The organism is Candidatus Omnitrophota bacterium (assembly GCA_028716165.1).
Lineage (GTDB): Bacteria > Omnitrophota > Gorgyraeia > JABMRG01 > JABMRG01 > JAQUQI01.
Genome location: JAQUQI010000016.1, coordinates 5,420 through 26,461, shown reverse-complemented (window position 1 = coordinate 26,461; position 21,042 = coordinate 5,420). Strand labels below are relative to the sequence as shown.

Annotated in this window: 19 protein-coding genes and 3 tRNA genes; all 22 read left to right on the top strand. The window is 44.3% G+C overall.

Annotation, left to right across the window (positions count from 1 at the left end; all coding sequences use genetic code 11):
• Positions 1 to 433: 433 nt before the first annotated feature.
• The 22 genes from PHV77_07070 (at position 434) to PHV77_06965 (ending at position 20,756) form a co-directional block, all read left to right on the top strand.
• On the top strand, positions 434 to 1,102 hold the full coding sequence (locus PHV77_07070) for a TetR/AcrR family transcriptional regulator (GenBank protein ID MDD5505043.1): 669 nt from the start codon (positions 434 to 436) through the stop codon (positions 1,100 to 1,102).
• Positions 1,086 to 2,423 carry a TolC family protein gene (locus PHV77_07065; GenBank protein MDD5505042.1) on the top strand — a complete coding sequence of 446 codons (1,338 nt, stop codon included), beginning with the start codon at positions 1,086 to 1,088 and terminating at the stop codon, positions 2,421 to 2,423. Before PHV77_07070 ends, PHV77_07065 begins: the two co-directional genes overlap by 17 nt.
• Complete coding sequence (locus tag PHV77_07060; GenBank protein MDD5505041.1) at positions 2,416 to 3,099, top strand: hypothetical protein; 684 nt, start codon at positions 2,416 to 2,418, stop codon at positions 3,097 to 3,099. Before PHV77_07065 ends, PHV77_07060 begins: the two co-directional genes overlap by 8 nt.
• On the top strand, positions 3,099 to 6,170 hold the full coding sequence (locus tag PHV77_07055; GenBank protein ID MDD5505040.1) for an efflux RND transporter permease subunit: 3,072 nt from the start codon (positions 3,099 to 3,101) through the stop codon (positions 6,168 to 6,170). The genes PHV77_07060 and PHV77_07055 overlap by 1 nt, the downstream gene beginning before the upstream one ends.
• A 236-nt stretch (positions 6,171 to 6,406) precedes the next feature.
• Positions 6,407 to 6,482: transfer RNA gene (locus PHV77_07050), tRNA-Phe, on the top strand.
• Positions 6,483 to 6,607: 125 nt separating this feature from the next.
• Positions 6,608 to 6,683 (top strand) — tRNA-Thr (locus PHV77_07045).
• 96 nt (positions 6,684 to 6,779) lie between these two features.
• Positions 6,780 to 8,045, top strand: a complete 1,266-nt coding sequence (locus tag PHV77_07040) for an MFS transporter (GenBank protein ID MDD5505039.1) — start codon at positions 6,780 to 6,782, stop codon at positions 8,043 to 8,045.
• Positions 8,038 to 9,378: an electron transport complex subunit RsxC gene (gene rsxC, locus PHV77_07035; GenBank protein MDD5505038.1), complete on the top strand. Its 1,341-nt coding sequence runs from the start codon at positions 8,038 to 8,040 to the stop codon at positions 9,376 to 9,378. Before PHV77_07040 ends, rsxC begins: the two co-directional genes overlap by 8 nt.
• Positions 9,366 to 10,319 (top strand): RnfABCDGE type electron transport complex subunit D, encoded by a 954-nt coding sequence (locus PHV77_07030; GenBank protein ID MDD5505037.1) that lies wholly within the window; start codon positions 9,366 to 9,368, stop codon positions 10,317 to 10,319. The genes rsxC and PHV77_07030 overlap by 13 nt, the downstream gene beginning before the upstream one ends.
• Entirely contained in the window at positions 10,312 to 10,839 is a 528-nt protein-coding gene (locus tag PHV77_07025; protein ID MDD5505036.1) for an RnfABCDGE type electron transport complex subunit G, read from the top strand. Before PHV77_07030 ends, PHV77_07025 begins: the two co-directional genes overlap by 8 nt.
• 4 nt (positions 10,840 to 10,843) lie before the next feature.
• Positions 10,844 to 11,446, top strand: a complete 603-nt coding sequence (locus PHV77_07020) for an electron transport complex subunit E (GenBank protein ID MDD5505035.1) — start codon at positions 10,844 to 10,846, stop codon at positions 11,444 to 11,446.
• Between the two features lie 4 nt (positions 11,447 to 11,450).
• Complete coding sequence (locus tag PHV77_07015; GenBank protein ID MDD5505034.1) at positions 11,451 to 12,041, top strand: RnfABCDGE type electron transport complex subunit A; 591 nt, start codon at positions 11,451 to 11,453, stop codon at positions 12,039 to 12,041.
• A 70-nt stretch (positions 12,042 to 12,111) separates the two neighbouring features.
• Positions 12,112 to 12,900: an RnfABCDGE type electron transport complex subunit B gene (locus PHV77_07010; protein MDD5505033.1), complete on the top strand. Its 789-nt coding sequence runs from the start codon at positions 12,112 to 12,114 to the stop codon at positions 12,898 to 12,900.
• Position 12,901: 1 nt separating this feature from the next.
• Positions 12,902 to 13,231, top strand: a complete 330-nt coding sequence (trxA, locus tag PHV77_07005; protein ID MDD5505032.1) for a thioredoxin — start codon at positions 12,902 to 12,904, stop codon at positions 13,229 to 13,231.
• Entirely contained in the window at positions 13,224 to 14,429 is a 1,206-nt protein-coding gene (locus tag PHV77_07000) for an ASKHA domain-containing protein (GenBank protein MDD5505031.1), read from the top strand. Before trxA ends, PHV77_07000 begins: the two co-directional genes overlap by 8 nt.
• A gap of 11 nt (positions 14,430 to 14,440) precedes the next feature.
• Complete coding sequence (purN, locus tag PHV77_06995; GenBank protein ID MDD5505030.1) at positions 14,441 to 15,031, top strand: phosphoribosylglycinamide formyltransferase; 591 nt, start codon at positions 14,441 to 14,443, stop codon at positions 15,029 to 15,031.
• A 44-nt stretch (positions 15,032 to 15,075) separates the two neighbouring features.
• Complete coding sequence (locus PHV77_06990; protein ID MDD5505029.1) at positions 15,076 to 16,497, top strand: phosphoglucomutase/phosphomannomutase family protein; 1,422 nt, start codon at positions 15,076 to 15,078, stop codon at positions 16,495 to 16,497.
• A gap of 56 nt (positions 16,498 to 16,553) precedes the next feature.
• Complete coding sequence (locus PHV77_06985; GenBank protein MDD5505028.1) at positions 16,554 to 18,539, top strand: thioredoxin domain-containing protein; 1,986 nt, start codon at positions 16,554 to 16,556, stop codon at positions 18,537 to 18,539.
• Between the two features lie 166 nt (positions 18,540 to 18,705).
• Positions 18,706 to 19,986, top strand: a complete 1,281-nt coding sequence (gene eno, locus PHV77_06980; protein MDD5505027.1) for a phosphopyruvate hydratase — start codon at positions 18,706 to 18,708, stop codon at positions 19,984 to 19,986.
• Between the two features lie 11 nt (positions 19,987 to 19,997).
• Positions 19,998 to 20,297: a septum formation initiator family protein gene (locus PHV77_06975; protein ID MDD5505026.1), complete on the top strand. Its 300-nt coding sequence runs from the start codon at positions 19,998 to 20,000 to the stop codon at positions 20,295 to 20,297.
• Positions 20,281 to 20,613, top strand: a complete 333-nt coding sequence (locus PHV77_06970) for a S1 RNA-binding domain-containing protein (protein MDD5505025.1) — start codon at positions 20,281 to 20,283, stop codon at positions 20,611 to 20,613. Before PHV77_06975 ends, PHV77_06970 begins: the two co-directional genes overlap by 17 nt.
• A gap of 66 nt (positions 20,614 to 20,679) precedes the next feature.
• Positions 20,680 to 20,756, top strand: a tRNA-Met gene (locus PHV77_06965).
• The last annotated feature ends 286 nt before the right edge of the window (positions 20,757 to 21,042 follow it).

Here is a 21,042-nt window from a genome sequence, read left to right as displayed (position 1 = left end):
AAGATACTTGTTCGTGTTTTAAGCCACTAGAAAGTGGTTTTATAAAGCCTGTGTTGAGATAAAATTCCTTTGCTATATGGTAACGAAATGTCTATGGGTTTGTCTAATGATATAAGGGAACCCATGCTTCGTTTGTGGTAGATTTTTATAAGTAATTGAATTTCAGGTAGTTGTGGGGTTTGACTATCGTCCACGACTACCCGCCATTCTTCAATACCTACCCCAAGGCTTCAGGACTTGGTCAAGCGTCCTTTTGACCGCTTGGCTTCAGCCGCGGCATCTTTTATCAAGTATTAAATACTTAGACGTTTTGCGAATCAGACACTCTACTGTCCTAAATTCAAGTCATTCGTAAAATGGAATTCAAATGCAAAAAATATAGTTGACAATAAAATTATAGTGTGCTATATTTTTCCGAACAAAAAGGAAAACAGTGGCTAAGGGTGAATACTCTTTAAGGCAGACAAAATACGCCAAGACAAAGATAGCCTTGGCGAGGACATTTCTCAACCGCTTAAAATCCACGCGGTTTCAGGACATTGCCATAAGAGATATATGCGGCGCTGTTGAAATATCAGAGGGAACATTTTATAATTACTTTCCGAACAAGATTGATTTGACCAGGTATATTGAAAGGCTTATACTGCTTAAAATAGCGTGGCAGATACAACAGAAAGAGGGCAGTCTGGAGGCGGTAGAAGCTATAGAATACGGTTTTGACCTGATAGCTAGAGAGATAAAACGCCCCTTTTTGTTTTATGAAATTGTTTCGCTTCACACAGCCGAAAGGGCCCGGTTCAAAAAGGCGGTTCTTCTTAGCCAGGCTGAAAAATATTTCGCGTTTCCGGAATGTAAAAACATAGAGAACGCCAAGGTTGTTACATTAGACGCGCTGTTTATGTCATTGGTTATAAAAGCTCAAAAGGACGGCATCGTATCAGAAAAATATAGGGCCGCGGACATACTTATTAACCTTATGGCCATATTTGTGGGGGTGCCGCTTATCATTCAGGAGGAAGAGTTTGGCGGGTTGGATAAACTATACAGAAAGCAGTTGGCCTTATTATGGAAGGCGGTAAAGACCGATGCGGGTAAAAAATAAAATAAAGTACGCTACCTTGGGTATTTTTGCTGTCATAACATTATGCTTCCTGTTCCAGGCGGGGCAGGCTTTTGCCGGAGAGGACGTTTTGCAGGTAAGCCTTGATAACGCTATTTCAATGGCAATCAAGACAAGCGAGGATATAAGGATACAGGAAGATGAAATGGCCCGCAGCAGCTCCGGAGTGAGAGTTGCTAAAAGCCAGCTTTTACCTTATGCTTCCGGTTCTGCTGTTTGGTCTCGGAATTACGAGTATCCCAATATTCCCGCAACAGCGGCGGCCAAGGAATACGATTTTAATATCGGGGCGAGCATTGACCAAAAACTCTTTACGTTTGGCCGTATAGCTTCGTCAATATCCGCGGCAAAGAAACAATTTGAGGCAAGCCGTTGGAACAGGGAAACAACAAATCAGGATATTATTTATATGGCCAAAGTATCTTATTATAACGCGTGTCTGGCAAAACGCACGCTTGATATAGTCCAGGAGTCTTACAGGCATGTCCAGGAGAATAAGGCCATACTTGAAGACAGGTCATCAAGCGGGCGCGCGTCAAAATATGATAATATTAAGATGGCGGCGGATATGGCATCCCGGATACCTATGTTAAGCAATGCGCGTGCTGCTTTAAATTCAGCTCTGGAGACGCTTAAAAGGGTTATCGGCGTTGGCAGTCAAACCCAGATTAATATAACAGACGGTTTTGATGACGAATATACGCTTCTTGATAGAAAGGCGCTTACCGATGAATTGTTAAGCAGACAGCCGGCTTTGAAGGCCCTTGAAAACGGGGTTGGAGCTGCGCAGGACATGATATGGCAGAAACAGGCTGAATATTTTCCAGAGCTTTCCGCTTTTTCAACATGGAACAACAAAGGCTCCAGTAATAAGTCAGATATACGCAGTGAAAATTTGTATGATTACGGTGTAATAGGATTAAAGGTCGCTGTGCCCATATTTGAAGGCGGCAGGCGCCTGGAGGCTGTCCAGCAAGCCAAGCTGGACAAAAGCATAGCTGAATTAAATCTGAAAAAACTGACCAAGGATTTACTGCTTGAACTGGATTCATCTGTCGTGGTATATAATGAATATGTCAGCACACTGCAAAGCTATGAAGAGGCGGTGCGCCTGGCCTCAGAGTCATTTAAATTAAGCCAGAGCATGTTCCAGTCGGGGCACATTTCTATTACCGATTTAAATTCAGCCGAGCTGCTTTTGACACAGGAAATGTTAAACAGAGAAGTGGCTTTATTTAATATTAACGAGACTTTGGCAAAAATTAGTAAACTGACGGTCGCAGGGCCTGAAAAAGATGAATAAGAAACGTATTTTTTTATATTTTATTATCCTTGTCGTATTCATTGTTATGGTAATTATACGGCAGGGGCAGGTCCGTTGTAACCGGGCCTATGAGATAATGAGTGTTTATGCCCAATATCAAAAGCACGGAAAACCTGTTTTTGCCAAGCCCGCTGTTTTAGAAGATGTTTTTGTGTTTACCAAATTGACACTGCGGCCCGCGGAAGGCAATGCCTTGGAAGGTTATGTGCCGAAAGATATTCATGACAAACTTATGGCAGGCCAGCGTATTTATGATGAATCGTCGGACAAACAGGATATAGGTTATATAAGCGGCATAAGCGAAGATATGATTCTTGATACGGGCATGTATCGTGTCCAGGCTGTTTTAAATAGCCCGGCAATTGCCCAGGGCAAATGGCAGGTTGTTTATGTCAATACGGCAACTCTTACCGGGGTGCTTTGCGTTTCAGACGATGTCATAGACAGAGAAAACGGAACCACGTATATATGGAAAGTCAAAGAATCCCGAGCTGTCAAGCAGGCCGTGGAAATAGGCCAGCACAATGGCTATGGCGCCGTTATCAGTAAGGGGCTTGAGCGGGATGATGTGTATATCTATAACGGGTTTACCCAGCTTCAGGACAATGAGCTGGTTAGTATAGTAAACAAAATAGGCAGTTCAGGGGCAAGATAATGATTGATTTTTTTGTGAAACATCCTGTAACGACAGCAATGTTTATTTGCGTGTTTGTCGTGCTGGGTTTTGTCAGCTACGGCAATTTACTTGTTGAAAGCACGCCAAAAATAGATTTTCCGATAGTAACCGTGTCTACTGTTTTTCCCGGGGCAACCCCCCTTGACGTGGAAACGCTTGTGGTTAATAAGGTTGAGGATGCTGTTTCGGAAATATCGGAGATCAAAAAGATCAGAAGCCAGTCATACGAAGGATTCGGCTATGTGTATGTTGAGTTTTTGCTGTCAGCCGATGTAAATGTAAAATCTATTGAGGTCAAGGACAAGGTAGAAGCTATATTGAACGACCTGCCCGAAGATATAGAAAAACCCATAATAGAAAAATACGACCCCCTCATGACGCCCGTTATGGACATTGTTCTTTCAAGCGATACCCTTGACGGCAAAACCCTTTATGAATATGCTGATAAGACGCTAAGAGATAAGCTTTCTTCGGTGAAGGATGTCGCCAAGGTGGATGTATACGGAGGCAAGGAACGCCAGATCAATATAAGATTGGATCCTATGCTGATGAAAGAGCGCTTTATTACCATTCAGGAGGTTATAACCGCCCTGCGCATGAAGAATATGGATATTCCGGCGGGTAATCTTGAAAAAGGAGACCGCGCGTTAAGCGTGCGTTTTATCGGCGAGTTTCAAGACGCGGATGAGATCGCGAACATGGCATTGACCTCCGCGGACGGAAACACTTTTTTCCTCAAAGACATCGCTGTTGTTGAAGACGGTTTTATGAGGATAGAATCCATCGCTCGTTATAACGGCAGAGACGTTGTCGGCCTTTCGTTGAAAAAGGTCTCCGATGGCAACGCGATAGTCGTTGCTACACAGGTAAGAAAAAGGCTTAACGAATTTCGCAACACCCTGCCGGAAGGCATGGACCTTGACATAGCAACCGATACCACGAAATTTGTTATTGATGAAACCAAAGACACCCAGCAAAATATCCTTATCGGTATATTGCTAACCGTTTTTATTCTTTATTTGTTTACCGGCAGGCTTAATCTTACGTTTATAGCCGTTATTGTTATTCCCTCTTCCCTCATATCAACCTTTGCCTTGATGGATGCCTCCAAGTTCACTATTAATATGGCGACACTACTCGCTATCGCGACAAGCATGGGTACGCTCATAGCCAACGCCATTGTTATTATAGAAAACGTTCTTGAGCACCTTGAGCACAAGGAATCAGCCGTTCGCGCGGCCATAGACGGAACAAAAGAGGTCACGGGGGCTGTCATGGCGTCGGCCGGCACGAATTTGGTAGTCTTTACTCCTATCGCCATGATGGGAGGTATCCCCGGGCAGTTTATGAAACCCTTCGGGCTGACAGTGGTGTACGCGACACTATTTTCATTGATTGCTTCTTTTTCGCTTACCCCGATGCTGTGCGCTCTTTTACTGAAAAAGAGCGCGCCCTCCGCCGGCGGCAGGGAAGGCGCGCCGGGCCGCTTGTTGCGCCTGCCTGTCCAACTGACAACCCGTTTTATGGAGTTCTTGAAAAAGGAATATAAATATATCTTTGAGACTATGTTTCGTTATCCTATATTTGTGGTTGCCGCCGCTATTTTGGCGTTTTTTTCGCTGACATTTATCATGCCCTATCTTGAGAACGAATTTATGACGGCATCCGATCAGGACAAGATAAGCATCCAGATAAATTTGCCGCAGGGCTCAACCATAGAAAGGACATTAGCGGTAGTCAAACAGATAGAATCGCATATTGATACATTGCCGGAAAAGTTATCATATATGGTCAATATAGGCGATAACGGCGCGGAAAACGCGACTATTACTTTAGATCTCGTGCCCTCTAATGAAAGGAAAAGAAGTGATCTTGAAATCATCAACGCGCTTATACCTTTCCTGTCGTCAATACCCGATACGGAAGCTCATCTTATCCGTTCCGGAGGTATGGGCGCCGGGCTTCAGGAAGGAGACGTGTCCATAGATGTTTACGGCACTGATTACGGCAAGATGATAGAACTCTCACATCAGCTTAAGTCTATTATGGAGGCGACAGGATATTTTCGTTCAGTAGGCTCATCATATAAGGTGCCGAAAACAGAAGTGCGGTTTATACCGGATCAGAACAAGCTTATAGAATACGGCCTTACCGCCAGTTATATAGGTTCCAGCATACGAGCGTCTATTTACGGAGACGATACCAATGTTTATAAGGAAGGCGGCGAGGAGTACGATATCAATGTTGAACTTGATGACAGGTATTCCGAGAATTTTGACGATATACGGGAGATCTCGGTTATTTCTCCAAAAGGGCTTATCCCTATAACCGAATTAGGCGTTCTTGCCAAGGCTAAGGCCACGCCTTCAATCTGGCACCGCGACAAAAATCGTGTTATAAGGCTGGAAGGTTATTTGTCCAAGGGCTCTCTTGGATCAATGAAGCGTATTTTAGACGGAGAATTTAAAAAAATAGATTTTCCAAAAGAGCATGGTTATAATTATGTAGGCGATTCAGAATATCAGGAAGAATCCAGCAGTGAAATGTCAAAGGCATTTATTCTTGCCGTAATATTGACCTTTATGCTTTTGTGCGCGATAATGAATTCCCTGAATTATCCTATACCCATCTTATTAATGGTGCCGCTTTCTTTTGTGGGCGTATTTTATGCCATGTTTTTTCTCCACGCTTCAATCAATATGGCATCAATGCTAACTATGGTAATGCTTGTAGGCCTTGTTGTTAATAACGCTATTTTATTGCTTGATTATGCAATTCTTAAGATAAAAGAAGGCCTGCCGGTTAAAGAGGCTCTGTGGCAGGGGGCATCGGTAAAATTCAGGGCGATATGGATGACGTCAATTGCTATAATTCTTGGCATATTACCGCAGTTGTGGGTAATATCAGGCGCTAAACGGTCAATGAGCGTTGTGATGATAGGCGGTATGGCGGCGTCTATTTTGTTCACGTTTATATTTGTGCCGGTTATATTCTGGTATATACAGCGTTTTAATATCCTAAAAATATTTAACAGAGTTTCGTCTAAGTAAATAACAGGCAGCGGAGGCGGGCCTTGGCGTGTTTGCCAAACTTCACGGCAGGGTATTTTGTTGCATGCCGCGAGATTTTTTAAAACCAGGCCGGAGAAATTAGCGCAGGCCTGGTTTTTTTAAGGTTATTAAAGCCAAGAACACAGGCGCCGTGCGGCATCGTTTTTTAAGGCTTTTATATTTGCTTGCATTAAGCGCGGGTTTATGATAAGGTATTAAATCATATTTTTTAAAGTGCCGAGGTAGCTCAGATGGTAGAGCGCGGCCCTGAAAAGGCCGGCGTCACCAGTTCGATTCTGGTCCTCGGCACCATTTTTTTAAAAACTAAATTTTTAATGCAAGCGGGCCTGTTGGTGTATTTTTGCAGGGTTTAACCGATTATTTTATTTGATTTTTTCACTATCGTATTATATATTAAAGATACAAGCGCGTAACTTGCCCATGTAGCTCAGCTGGCAGAGCAGAGCTTTCGTAAAGCTCAGGCCGTGGGTTCGATTCCCTCCATGGGCTCCATACTTAATTTATGCTTTTTCCGAATTCATCTAATCGCGGCAGGCCGGCAAAAGCCGCGCGCATTGCGTGTCGTGCCGCAGCCAAAATCGGATTTATATGGCAAGATTAAGAGATGTATTGAGAGAGCCGGATTTTTTATTTTTATGGCTTGGGCAGGTTATATCTCAATTTGGCGATAAGTTGACGATGATGGCTCTCGTAGGCCTTGTAACCGACAAGGCTCCGGGGTCTGCTTATGAGATAGCCAAATTGTTTACTTTTATCATCATACCTGTTTTTATTGTAGGTCCGATCGCCGGAGTCTATTCAGACAGGTGGTCCAGAAAATGGACGATGATAATATCGGATTGCGTCAGAGGCCTTCTCGTCTTGTCAATAGCTCTTTATTGGATTTTTATGCCGGCTACAAAACCCATTTTTCCGGTGTATATTGTTGTTTTTTTAATATTTACGGTTACCCGCTTTTTTATACCCGCCAAAATGGCCATTGTTCCCGAACTTCTTACCGAGGACAAGCTACTTAAAGGTAATTCACTTATTCACATAACAGGCATGATAGCCTCTGCTTTGGGTTTTGGCCTTGGCGGTATCATGATATCATTGCCTTTCATAGGGCTTAAAGGGGGTTTCATCATTGACTCCACCACATTTTTTCTATCAGCCCTGCTTTTATCGTGCGTATCATCTCCGGGCAAGGCGGCAGTTTCCAAGAAGACTGCCGGCTTGCCCGGTAAGGATATGGTCCGGCTGCCCGCGAAATCGGTTTTGTGTGATATTAAATGCGGCATCAAACATATAATAGACCAGCCGAAAATGCATTTTGTCACAGTTCTGCTTTTTATATTAGCCAGCGGCGTGGGGGCCAGTCAGGTTGTTTTGATAGTATTTATACAGGATTATTTGGCCAGTCTTACAAGAGATCTGGGCTTATTGATAATGTTTTTTGGCATAGGGCTTTTTGCCGGCGCTATTGTCTATGGTAAATTCGGGGACAAGTTATCCAAGATAAGAGTTGTTTTGCTAAGCCTTTTGCTTGGAGGGGTATTTTTATTACAGTTTCTTGTTCTTGTCCGTATGTTTTCCAATTTTGCTCTTGCCGCTGTGATAACGTTTTTTTTCGGGGCCGCCATATCGCCTATCATAATATCGTCTAATACAATGGTCCACGAATTAGTTCCAGAAGATGCCCACGGCAAGGTATTCTCATCCCTTGAGGCTGTTATACATCTTGCATACTTGATATTTATGTTTATATCTGCTATACTGGCTGAAATAGCAGGCACTTTTAATATTTTGCTGATAATAGGAATAGCGTTTATCTTGGTTGGATTGATAGGGATCAGGAGAACCAAAATTGCTTAGGAAAACTTTTACCGGCGGTATTCATCCCGCTTGCCGCAAAGATTTATCAAAAGATCTGCCTATTAAAACCCTTGCCTTGCCGTCAGAGGTTATATTGCCTTTGGCCCAGCATATAGGAGCGCCATGCAAGCCTATTGTAAAAGTCGGTGATCGCGTAAAAACAGGCGACGTGATCGCGCAAAGCGAAAAATTTGTAACAGCTCCTATACATGCCTCTGTTTCAGGCCTTGTTAAAGCCATAAAGAAATTCAACCATCCCGTATTAGGTTTTGGGGATGCGATAGTGATTAATTCAGACCAGAAAGATGAAAAGGCGTTTGGCCCCGGCCCCGGAAATGATGCCGTGTTCGGACTTTCGGCCGAAGCCATAAAAGAGCGCATTATGTCCGCGGGTATTGTGGGCCTTGGCGGGGCGGCATTTCCTACACATGTTAAGTTGTCGCCGCCCAAAGATAAAAAAATAAGCACTTTTATATTGAATGGGGCTGAATGCGAACCGTATTTGACCTGCGATGACCGCTTAATGCGCGAATTTTCCTGCCAGATTTTTGCCGGTATGTTGTTATTAATGCGCTCGGTGGGGGTTTTAAGGGGTATCATTGCTATAGAAGGAAATAAACCCAAAGCCATAGAGGCTATGAAAAAAGCTGTAGACAATTTTAGTTTTCCAGATGGTGCGCGATATGATATAAGCGTGGCATGCGTTCCTGTTAAATACCCCCAGGGCGGAGAAAAACAATTAATTAAAACCCTGACAGGCAGGTCGGTTCCCGCCGCGAAACTTCCTTTTGACGTCGGATGCTTAGTTGACAATGTGGCAACGGCATACGCCGCGTATGAAGCTGTGTGCGAAAACAAGCCTTTGCTTGAAAGGGTTATTACTATAACAGGAGATGCCATAAATGAACCGGCAAATTGCCTGGTAAGAATAGGGACTCCTGTTTTATCTATCATTGAAGCATGCGGCGGTATTAAGGGTAAATTAGCCAAGCTGATTGTAGGGGGCCCGATGATGGGCCTGGCCCAATACTCGGCTAATATACCTGTGGTAAAAGGCACCTCCGGGATATTATTATTAGGCGGAGGGCAGCATATACGAACGGAAAATCCGCAATATTGCATCAGGTGCGGCAGGTGCCAGGAAAGCTGTCCTGCCAAACTTATACCCACGGATATAGCGAGGGCATCAGAGCTTGGCAGGTTTGAAGCGGCGCGGGAATTAAACGCGATAGACTGTATAGAATGCGGATGTTGCAGTTATGTCTGCCCATCCCACATACCGCTTGTCCAGCTTATTAGATATGCCAAAAAGGTTATAACATGTATGAGTTGACAAACGTTACATCTTCGCCGCATATACATTGCGGCAGAACTGTTAAAGGGGCCATGTGGGCGGTATGCGCCGCTTTATTGCCAGCCGGATTTTGGGGCATCAGGGCTTTTGGGGCCAAAGCATTATATCTTATCTGCGCTTCAATTATTTCATGCCTTATAACCGAAGCGGTTATACTCCGTTGCCGGAAAAAACCCGTTACTATACAAGACGGAAGCGCTGTTCTGACAGGCCTGCTTTTGGCCTATAATGTTTCTCCATGCGTGCCCGTATGGCTTATCTGCGTCGGAGGCGTATTTTCTATAGCGGTCGCGAAACAGGCTTTTGGCGGCCTGGGCAGGAACATATTTAACCCTGCCCTGGCAGGGAGAGCTTTTCTTATGGCATCATGGCCGGTGCATATGACGATTTTTAAAAATCCTATATGGCAGACGGACGCGCTTACAACAGCTACTCCGCTTACCAATCTAAAACATGATTTTGGCTTTCCGTCTCCCGCGTATATAGACCTGTTTACAGGTAATAAGTCAGGCTGTATAGGCGAAGTATGCGTGGCAGCGCTTTTATTGGGCGCGGCATTTTTATTGTATAAAAAATATATTGAATTTCGTATACCGTTTTCTTTTATAGCCACAGTGGCGCTTTTAAGCTGGGTCTTTATGGGTGATGGCCTGTTCCGGGGAGACTGGTTGTTTTTTGTTCTGTCCGGCGGATTAATATTGGGCGCTTTTTATATGGCAACAGATTACGTGACATCTCCTATAACAAACAAAGGAAAATGGATATTTGGCGTATTGTGCGGATTGCTAACGTTTGCTATAAGGAAATGGGGAGGATATCCCGAAGGGGTATGTTATTCAATATTGATAATGAATGCGGCAGTGCCTCTCATTGAAAGGCATACCCGCCCGTCCCGTTTCGGAGGAAAAGAGATTGGTTAAATTATCAACCATATTATCTGTTGTGTGTATTACGGTCGCCCTTATTCTTGGGCTGACATATAATATCACAAAGCCTATTATCGCGGCACAAGTTGATAGAGAGCAAAAAGAAGCCCTTAAGGCGGTTGTCCCCGGGGCCGATACCTATGAGAAATCTACTTTTAGCAAGGGAGAGTATTATAAATGCTTTAAAAAGGGCGCGCTTTCAGGTTACGCGATATATGTTGTAAGCCCGGGATATTCAGGCGATATTAATATGCTTTTGGGCATTGATAAAACAGGCAGGATATTAGGCGTTGAAATTATTTCACAGTCAGAGACGCCGGGCCTTGGCGCCAGATGCGTTGAAGTCAAAAGCGGCCAGACAGGCCCGTGGTTTTTGGAGCAGTTTAAAGGCAGGGATGCCCGTTCTCTGGCGCTTAAGGGGATAGAAACAATTACAGGTTCAACAATTACTTCAAGGGCCATCCTGGACGGTTTAAAGACATACGCAGAAGTTTTTTTAAAAGAGGTAAAATAATATCGTGAAAAGTCTTTTTGGCGAATTCAAAAAAGGTATTTATATAGAAAGCCCTACTTTCGGGCTTTTGCTTGGTTTGTGTCCGACGCTGGCAGTTTCAAACAGCGTGAAAAACGGTTTGGGCATGGGGCTGGCTGCCACAATGGTTCTTTTAGGTTCCAATATTATTATATCAGCTTTGCGTAGATATATACCTTCGCAAATCAGAATACCATGCTATATTGTTATTATAGCCGCGTTTGTGACTATCATTGAATTATTGCTCAAGGCATATTTACCAGCGCTTGATAAAGCGTTGGGCATATTCGTGCCTCTTATAGTAGTTAATTGTATCATACTTGGCAGGGCAGAAGCCTTTGCGTCTAAAAACGGCATAATTGCCTCAATATTTGACGCTCTCGGTATGGGAGCCGGTTTTATACTGGCCTTGTTGGTCATATCTTCCATAAGAGAGCTTATCGGCGCGGGCACATTGATGGGTTTCCAGATTATACCCGGTTTCCAGCCGGCCATCATTATGATATTGCCTCCGGGCGCCTTGATGACATTGGCATTTTTAATAGGGTTTTCAAATATGATGAAAGATCGCCGCCGTGAATCCAAGTGAATTAATGACCATAGCTATTAGTTCTATATTTATTAATAATTTTATATTGAGCCGTTTTTTGGGCCTGTGCCCTTTCATAGGCGTTTCTAAACAAACGAAACCCGCTTTAGGTATGGCAGTGGCGGTAATTTTTGTAATGACATTTTCCAGCCTGATTACCTGGCTGGCCTACAAATACCTTCTTTTGCCTTTTCATCTTGAGTATTTGAGGACACTGACTTTTATTCTTGTCATATCCGTATTTGTCCAGGCCGTTGAAATGGCGCTGGCAAAAAAGAGCCCCTCCCTTTATAAGGCTATGGGAATATACCTACCCCTCATAACGACTAATTGCGCCGTATTGGGCGTGACGGTCTTAAACATCAACATGTTTTTCGGAAAGCAATTATCCGACGGGTTTTCGCTTTGCGCTTCCCTGTGCCAGGCATTTTGTGCCGGTATTGGTTTTGCGCTCGCTATGCTTCTGATGTCAGGTATAAGGGAAAAACTTGATCTGGCTGACGTGCCAAAAGCACTGCAAGGAGTTCCTATAGCTTTTATAGTAGCTTCATTGATGTCTATGGGCTTTTTAGGTTTTTCGGGTTTCAGATTTTAAGTTTTTACCTTTGTCATCACAGGATCTTTATCCGTTTGGCATATAAAATAAAAAGGATTTTGATTTAACTATGGGTATATTAGCGCCGGTTATTATTCTTGGAACTATTGGCGCGGTCTTTGGTTTATGGCTTGGTTTTGTGGAAAAACTATTCGCTGTTTCAAAAGATCCGCGCATTGAACGTATTTTTTCATTACTTCCCGGCTCAAATTGCGGCGCCTGCGGCCAAGCCGGTTGTATGGGTTTGGCGGAGGCGCTTTCAAGCGGAGACGCGAAATCCGTGACATGCCCGGCGGTCCATGACCAGGAAAGAAAGACGATAGCGGAAATAATAGGCCAGAAAGACATACACAAAGAAAAAACTGTCGCGGTACTGCTTTGTGGCGGCGGGAACAAATGTAAAGATAATTATCAGTATTATGGTGTCAAGGATTGCCTTGCCGCCGACCTTATCTTAAAGGGCCCAAAGGCTTGCGCTTTTGGCTGTATAGGTATGGCGAATTGTTTAAGAGCATGCCCTTTTAATGCTATCAGCATGGGAGATGACGGCCTGCCCAGGATAGACCGCGGCAAATGCCTTAGTTGCGGTAAATGTGTTAAGGCCTGCCCCAGGGGCCTGATCGCTATTGTCCCGCGGGATAAAAATTATCATATACGATGCCGCTCAAAAGACAAAGGGGCTGATACCATAAAAGTGTGTAAAGCGGGTTGTATCGCTTGCGGCAAATGCGTAACCGCCTGCCCCGCCGGCGCGATTGAAATTAAAGACAATGTGGCGGAAATAAATTATTCCAAATGCGTTAATTGCGGCAAATGCGTAACCGCCTGTCCGACAAAGGCAATAGGCAAGGAGGCATGATATGGCTGGGCATGTTATAGAGCTTGAGGAAGAGGGCTTTAAGAGTAATGTTTTACAGCAAAAAGGGGTAATTATAGTAGATTTTTGGGCCCCGTGGTGCGCTCCATGCCGGATGACCGCGCCCGAGCTTGAATCCGCGGCTGAAAAACTACAGGGTAAAGTAAAGATCTATAAAATAAATATAGACAATTGTCATTCGTTGGCGGTTGAACATGGCGTGATGAGCATACCCACAATAATTATATTTAAAAACGGAAGCGAACAAGACAGAATAGTAGGGGCGGCTCGGGAAGCGCTTATCCTTCAAAAGATAGAAGGTTATATTGACTGATTTGGTTATATTGCTTGATATAGGAACAACAACAATATCGGCTGAAATATTTGATACGGCCAGGGGATTGTCTCTTGCCGGAGGCGCCGCGTTAAATTTACAGCATGAGATTGGAGAGGATGTCATATCTCGGATAGGCTTTGCTTTAAAGGGCGCGGACAATATCAAAATCCTGCAAAAAAAAGCTGCTGAATCCGTAAATTCCCTGCTTCGGGGTATATTAAGCAAAATTCCCGCCGGGAATAGAGATTTCAACAAGGTTTTTTGTGCCTGTAACAGCGGTATTTATCATATCCTTCTTGGCATTGACCCGTCACCATTGATCACGCCGCCCTATAGAATACGGGAAAAAGCAGAGATGACGGTCTCTTCGGAAAGTATCGGTTTTAAATTTGCCAAAAAGGCGCGGGTGACTTTTCTGCCTAACATCGGAGGCTTTGTCGGTTCCGACGCTTTTTGCGCCGCGCGTGCCAGCGGAATTTATGATTCCTATGACTTGATAGCCGTCATTGATATGGGCACAAACGGCGAGATATTGCTCGGGAATTCCGACAAAATACTGGCCTCTTCCACAGCGGCGGGCCCGGCCTTTGAGGCGCGGCATATTAAAAACGGCATGCCTGCTATAAAAGGCGCTATAGTAGGCGTTAAAATCGTAAATGGAAAAGCGCTGTTAAACGTAGTTGGCAATACAAAGCCAAAAGGCATTGCCGGAAGCGGATTGATAGAGGCCTGTTACAGGCTTTATCGCGGCGGATTTATTGATAAGTCAGGTAAAATGCGGGAAAAGGAGTTTGTGCTGTATGGCAAGGGTAAAAACAGGATATCCATTACACAGGCTGATATCAGAAAATTACAGTTTGCCAAAGCGGCAATTCTTTCAGGCATTAAGGTGCTTTTAAGCAGGTATAATGCCATAAGCCGTGATATAAAAGAAATTTTCTTGACCGGTTCATTCGGAACAGGGCTTGATATTGAGAGCATTGTCGGAATAGGCCTTTTGCCCGGGCCTGCTACAGGTAAGATTAATTATATCCAAAATGCCGTTCTGGGCGGATTGCGTTTGCGGGCAATGGATGAAAAAGCTAATGCCAATGCCAACACCAAAACCTTAGCCCTGCTTGGGCGCATACGGCATGTGCCGCTTCTCGGTAGAAGGTTTGAGAAAGAATATATACGGTCCTTGTCTTTTGGTTAGACAGAGGCGTTTTGCCGAAATGGAAAATGATGATAAATATAGCGGTATTTTGTTCAGGAAACGGCAGTAATTTACAGGCTATACTTGATGCCGCAAGAGACGGCCTTATACCATGCAGGGTAAAATTGATGGTATGCGATAATCCGGGCGCTTACGCAATAAAAAGGGCCGAGGATTCAGGCATACCACGCCTTATTGTTAACAGAAAAGATTTCCCCTCAAGAGAGGCCATGGAGGAACGTATCGCCTCGGAGGTGGACGAAAAAAATATAAAACTTATATGCCTTGCCGGTTATATGCGGTTGTTATCAGGGCGGTTCGTTGAAAGGTATGCCGGCAGGATCATCAATGTGCACCCGGCCCTTTTACCTGCTTTTAAAGGAAAGAGCGCTATCAGAGACGCTTTTGAAAGCGGTGTAAATATTAGCGGGGTTACGGTGCATTTTGTTACAGAAGCCGTGGATTCCGGGCCTGTAATATTGCAGGAGGCTGTTGTTATAGAAAAGAGCGATACTATTGAGACATTAACAGAAAAAATTCACAAGGTTGAACACAGGCTTTATCCTCAGGCCATAAAGCTTTTTTGCCAAAATAAGACTTGATGCCGCGGGACATAAAACCTGGCTAAACAAACCAGGGGAAGATAATGGCAAACATTAAATTTGGAACATCAGGATGGCGCGCGATTATAAGCGAGGATTTTACTTTTGAAAATGTTGACTTTGTCGTGCAGGCGGTTGCTGATTATATTAAAAAATCAGGGGCTTATGATAAAACGGGAAAACGCGTTGTAGTCGGTTATGACACGCGTTTTTTATCAAAAGAGTTTGCCCGGCAGGCGGCGGCAGTATTTTCGGCAAACGGCATAAAGGTCTTATTGTGTGACAGGGATACACCGACGCCGGCCATAGCGTATCATATAATAGAAAAAAAATGCTGCGGAGGGATTAATTTTACGGCAAGCCACAATCCCGCCGGTTATAATGGCATAAAATTTTCTCCTTCCACAGGAGGCCCTGCCACGCCTGATATTACCCTTATAATAGAAAAAAATATAAAGCGCTTGCAGAAAAACAAAAGGCCCATCACCTGCCGGCCGCAAGAGCGTTTGATAGAAGAATTTGACCCGCGCGAGGGATATCTTGACCGCATAAAATCATTAGTTGATATAAAAGCGATAAGCAGGTCAGGTTTTAAAATAGCCTGCGATTGTATGTATGGAACATCAAGAGGTTATCTTGATAAGGTTCTTGGCGATTGCGGAATAAAAACGAGTGTTTTGCATGATTATCCAAACCCAGGCTTTGGAGGAAAGCGGCCCGAGCCGGCAGAGGAGAATATAGTGGACCTTATAGGCCTTGTAAGGGCGGGATCATTTGAGATAGGGCTTGCTACCGATGGCGATGCCGACAGAGTCGGGATAGTTGATTCGGACGGCACTTATATCAGCCCTAATGAAGTAATCATCCTGCTGCTGCATCATTTTATTGCTAATAGGAACACAAAAAGGAAAACGGTGGCGCGGACAATACCAACTACTAATATGATAGACCGCATAGCTAATAGGCATGGCATAAAAGTAATAGAGACTCCCGTCGGTTTCAAGTATTTTGTTAAGAGCATATTAGATAATGACTGTATTATAGCAGGCGAAGAATCCGGAGGGCTTTCAATATCGGGCCATGTCCCGGAAAAAGACGGTATATTGGCCTGTCTTTTGGCCGCGGAAATGCGCGCTGTAGAAAAAAGGCCTATTTCTTCCGTACTATCCTCAATATATAAAGAATACGGCAGGCTTTACTACCGCAGGATGGATATAGGCCTGACGCAGTCCGGCAAGCAAATGCTTTTACGCAGGCTTTCTTCAAAAAAGATCACCAGTTTTGCCGGCATAAGCATTACCGCGCGCGACACAAAGGACGGAATCAAATTTTCGCTTAAAGACGGTTCATGGGTTTTGTTCAGGCCTTCAGGCACCGAGCCCATTGTAAGGATATATGTTGAATCGGTATCTACGCGGTCTTTAACGCTTTTACAAAAAGCCGTTATGGGCTTTACCGGCAGATAAATGGATTCTAAACAGGCATTTTATTCTTTTTTGTTTTTCAAGGAAAGGGGGCGCTAATGGCGATAAAGAGAATATTAAGTTTATCTTTTTTTGCGGTCTTAATTTTATGTTCTTTTAGCGATACCGGCAATACCACAGAAGAAAGAGCCTGCCCCCCGCAGGGCTATACCCTTATATCCTCGGATGATATGTCCCATGTAAATGATATGCTTAGGTCAAGCATAAAGTCCCTTATACCCGGATGTAATGAAACATTTGCCCACTATGAAAGCCCGCAGGCGCGTCAGTATATTGATGAACTGTCCATAAGTTTTATCCCGTATGTTATTTTTGACCCTTCTATAATTTACAGCGGCAGTTTTTTCCATATGGCGCGCAACAATATGATTGAAATGATAAAAGGCCATTATGTCATACCGGCGGGCCAGCTAAGGATGGGCGATATAATGATTCTTAAAAGGCCGAAAAAACAAAACACGCTGCGCATTTACGCGGCAGGGCTTTGCCGCGATTCAAGCCAGGCCATGCTTGAGATATTAGACCTGGTAAAGCGAAAAAATCTTGATATTGATGTTGAAATAAAATATATAGTAAATTCCGATGAATTCGGAATGACGTCCAGGCGCGGGCCCGATGAAATAAGAGAGGACATAAGGCAGATAGCCATAAAAAAATATTATCCGGATAAATTTTTTGATTATATCTCTATCAGGCAGGACCACAGCCCCGCTCAAGCCCTGGAGGGCGCGGGCATACAAAGTGAGGATATTGACAGCAAGCGTGACGAGGCCTTAAACATATTAAAAGACAGCCAGCCCGAGATAAGGTCATTAGGCATATCCGCCAGCCCGGTTTTCTTATGGGAAAATATTTATTTGATTACTAATATATCGGGCCTTAAAAGATACGCCCCTTTCAATGCCAAAGCGCATCAGCAGGTATCCGGCGCGAATGTCGCGGCAGGGCCTGTCCCGATAGATTTTTTTTATTCCTATCGCTGTGCTCACTGCGCGAAGATCAAAAGACAATTTTTAGCTGAAATTGAAAAAAAATATGAAGGTAAAATAAAGATCAATTATCGTAATATATCTGACCAGGACGAGCTTTTATTGATGTATTCCATGGAAAAAGAATACGGTGTTTTGGGCAAGGATATTCCCGAGCTGTTCCTTCCTAATAAGGTGCTGTGGGGAGAAATTATGATAACTCGGGAGCTTGAAAGAGCTATAGATGAATTGCTGGCCGCAGGAAGTTACAAGCCCGCCAAGCGGGTTGAAGCGGATAAAAATGCCGCTCAAAGCAGGTTTTCAGGTTTTAGCCTTTTATTGGTTGGATTGGCCGGCCTGCTGGACGGCATTAATCCGTGCGCTTTTACCGCCCTGGTATTTTTTATCGGTTTTTTAAGCTTTCATTCATACAGCCGGCGCGATATTTTTTATGCCGGCAGTAGTTTTCTGCTGGCCGTATTTATAACGTATCTTTTGCTGGGCATGGGTGGGGCGGCTGTATTAGGGTCAATAGATAAATTTTATATATTCTCCAATATAATTAAATACGGCATAGCTTGTTTTACGCTGGCATTAGGCTTACTCGCGCTTTATGATTATATTGTCTATAAAAAAACAGCCAGGACAGAAGGGTTGAAGCTCCAGCTTCCCGCCGGCATCAAAAATTTTATACAGATGAATATAAGCAAGACTTATAGAAGCGGGCAAGGGCCTTCTCGCCCATGGCGCGCTGTTTGCATCGCGTTTATCAGCGGCGCTGTTATCTCCGTTCTTGAATCTGTCTGCACCGGCCAGGTCTATTTACCGGTTATAGCCCTTATTATAAAAGACCCGGTCTTGCGCATAAAGGCGTTTGGATACCTTGTGTGGTATAACCTGGCGTTTATCCTGCCGCTGGTTATTATATTTGCCCTGGCTGTTATTGGAGTCTCATCAGGGGTTTTTGAGTCGCTTGTAAAAAGGCATCTCGCGGGCCTGAAATTGGCTTATACAGTATTGTTTTTCGGACTTGCGGTGTTTTTGTTTTTTTCATAAACTCGGGTTATGATGTTTGGGCCGCCATTTCCGGCATTCAAATGATCCGTTTTTCCCGACGTCACCATATTTTTATTTTCCTTGACATTACGTATGGCTATAACGTATAATTTGAATTCATCTTTAAAACGCAACCTCAAAATATAATATATTAGAAAGGGCCAACATGGACGCCAAGATAAAGGCTGTTAAGGCAAGGCAAATACTGGATTCGCGCGGCAACCCTACCGTAGAAGTTGATTGTGTATTAAGCGACGGTATTATAGGAAGGGCTGCTGTGCCAAGCGGGGCTTCTACCGGAGAGCATGAGGCCATTGAGCTTAGAGATAATAATAAATCCAAGTATCTCGGTAAGGGCGTTTTGAACGCGGTTTCAAATGTTAATGGTATTATAGCCAAAGGCCTTAAAGGCATGAAACCCTTTGACCAGCGGGCTATTGACGATAAATTGATATCCTTGGACGGGACAGAGAACAAGTCAAGGCTCGGCGCCAATGCCGTTCTTGGCGCGTCATTGGCCGTGGCAAAGGCCGCTTCCCGGTCAAAGGGGATGGAGCTGTATGAATATCTCGGCGGCAGGAAAGCGGTAATGCTTCCTGTGCCGATGATGAATATCTTAAACGGCGGTTCGCACGCGGACAATAATGTTGACCTGCAGGAATTTATGATAATGCCTGTTGGCGCCGTGTCTTTTTCCGAGGCGATTAGGGCAGGCGCCGAAGTATTCCACGCTTTAAAGGCGATATTAAAAAGCAAAGGCCTTGAAACATCTGTAGGCGATGAGGGGGGATTCGCGCCTAATCTTAAATCAAATCAGGAAGCTGTTGAGGTAATACTGCAGGCTATTGAAAAAGCGGGATATAAAGCCGGTAAGGACATATGCATAGCCCTTGACCCGGCATCCAGTGAGTTTTTTAAAGACGGTAAATATACTCTAATGGCGGAAGAAAAACAACAACGTTCTTCGGAAGATATGGTTGATTTTTATAAGAAATGGACGGACAAATACCCCATCGTTTCCATAGAAGACGGGTTGGCGGAGGATGATTGGGACGGATGGCTTAAGCTCACCAAGGCGATAGGCAAAGATGTCCAGCTGGTTGGAGATGACCTGTTTGTGACTAATACGAAAAGGCTTAAAAAAGGCATTGATTCCGGAATTGCCAATTCAATATTGATCAAGGTGAACCAGATAGGTACGCTGTCGCAGACCCTTGACGCGATAGACATGGCTAAAAAGGCGGGCTATACAGCAGTGATTTCTCATCGTTCAGGCGAGACAGAAGACACTACTATCGCTCACCTTGCTGTCGCTGTGTCCGCGGGGCAGATAAAAACAGGTTCCCTATGCAGGATGGACCGTGTGGCAAAATATAATGAATTGCTTAGAATAGAAGAGGCATTGAAGTCAAGGGCTAAGTATGCCGAGTTCCCGCGCAAGAGATAGAGAAAGGCCTTATGTCAAAGAAGTATCTTTACCTTCTTGGCATTATTACGATAATGTTAATATTCGCTCCAGGCTGTTTAAGGCTTTTGGAGCTTAGGCAGAAAAACAAGGCCCTGCTCGCTCACATAGAAGAACTCAAGACAGAAAACCAGTACCTTGACCGCAGGGCGCACCTTCTTGAAAGTGACCCATTTTACATAGAGAAGGCCGCCAGAGATAAGATTGGCATGGGCAGGGAAGGGGAGTTAAGGTACAGATTTGTTTATGAAAGTCAGGAACAATCGGATGATACGAATGGAACAGATGATTAAAGCAGGCGATATTGTGGAAGCGGAGATATTCAGGATAACAAGCTTTGGCGCTTTCGTCAGGCTCAAAGACGGCCAAAAAGGTTTTATCCATATATCTCAAATCGCGGATGGTTTTGTCCAGAATATCAGCGACCATCTGCGATTAGGAAGTAACATTAAGGCAAGGGTCTTAAAGATAGAGGACGGCAAGATAGAGCTTACGCTTAAACCTTTCAGGCAAAAAACGTTTTTAAACCGTCCGGCCAGAGGTTTTAGGATGAATGTCTTTGAAGACAAACTTCAGGGGTTTGCATTAAAAGCCGGTCCGGCCAATTAGTATTTTTTGATCTTGAATTTTATTGAATGTGTTTGTTGTATTTGGCATTTTATTGTATAATATTGACGCGGGGTGGAGCAGCCCGGTAGCTCGTCAGGCTCATAACCTGAAGGTCAGAGGTTCAAATCCTCTCCCCGCAACCAGTTCTGCAAGAGGATTTGAACTGAGCCCTGCTATGAAATGCGACGAACAGGAGCATCTCAAGGGCGACTGGCCGACCCGAAATGAGCGAAGCGAATGCAGGGCGCCAAATCCTCTCCCCGCAACCAGTTCTGCAAGAGGATTTGAACTGAGCCCTGCTCTGAAATGCGACGAACAGGAGCATCTCAAGGGCGACTGGCCGACCCGAAATGAGCGAAGCGAATGCAGGGCGCCAAATCCTCTCCCCGCAACCAGTTCTGCAAGAGGATTTGAACTGAGCCCTGCTCT

Bases quoted from the DNA above. Each gene is read 5' to 3' on its own strand.
- eno (MDD5505027.1), top strand. From the start codon at position 18,706: ATGGACGCCAAGATAAAGGCTGTTAAGGCAAGGCAAATACTGGATTCG.
- PHV77_07065 (MDD5505042.1), top strand. From the start codon at position 1,086: ATGCGGGTAAAAAATAAAATAAAGTACGCTACCTTGGGTATTTTTGCT.
- PHV77_07055 (MDD5505040.1), top strand. From the start codon at position 3,099: ATGATTGATTTTTTTGTGAAACATCCTGTAACGACAGCAATGTTTATT.
- PHV77_07060 (MDD5505041.1), top strand. From the start codon at position 2,416: ATGAATAAGAAACGTATTTTTTTATATTTTATTATCCTTGTCGTATTC.
- PHV77_06975 (MDD5505026.1), top strand. From the start codon at position 19,998: ATGTCAAAGAAGTATCTTTACCTTCTTGGCATTATTACGATAATGTTA.
- PHV77_07030 (MDD5505037.1), top strand. From the start codon at position 9,366: ATGTATGAGTTGACAAACGTTACATCTTCGCCGCATATACATTGCGGC.
- PHV77_07010 (MDD5505033.1), top strand. From the start codon at position 12,112: ATGGGTATATTAGCGCCGGTTATTATTCTTGGAACTATTGGCGCGGTC.
- trxA (MDD5505032.1), top strand. From the start codon at position 12,902: ATGGCTGGGCATGTTATAGAGCTTGAGGAAGAGGGCTTTAAGAGTAAT.
- PHV77_06970 (MDD5505025.1), top strand. From the start codon at position 20,281: ATGGAACAGATGATTAAAGCAGGCGATATTGTGGAAGCGGAGATATTC.
- PHV77_06990 (MDD5505029.1), top strand. From the start codon at position 15,076: ATGGCAAACATTAAATTTGGAACATCAGGATGGCGCGCGATTATAAGC.
- PHV77_06985 (MDD5505028.1), top strand. From the start codon at position 16,554: ATGGCGATAAAGAGAATATTAAGTTTATCTTTTTTTGCGGTCTTAATT.
- PHV77_07040 (MDD5505039.1), top strand. From the start codon at position 6,780: ATGGCAAGATTAAGAGATGTATTGAGAGAGCCGGATTTTTTATTTTTA.
- PHV77_07015 (MDD5505034.1), top strand. From the start codon at position 11,451: ATGACCATAGCTATTAGTTCTATATTTATTAATAATTTTATATTGAGC.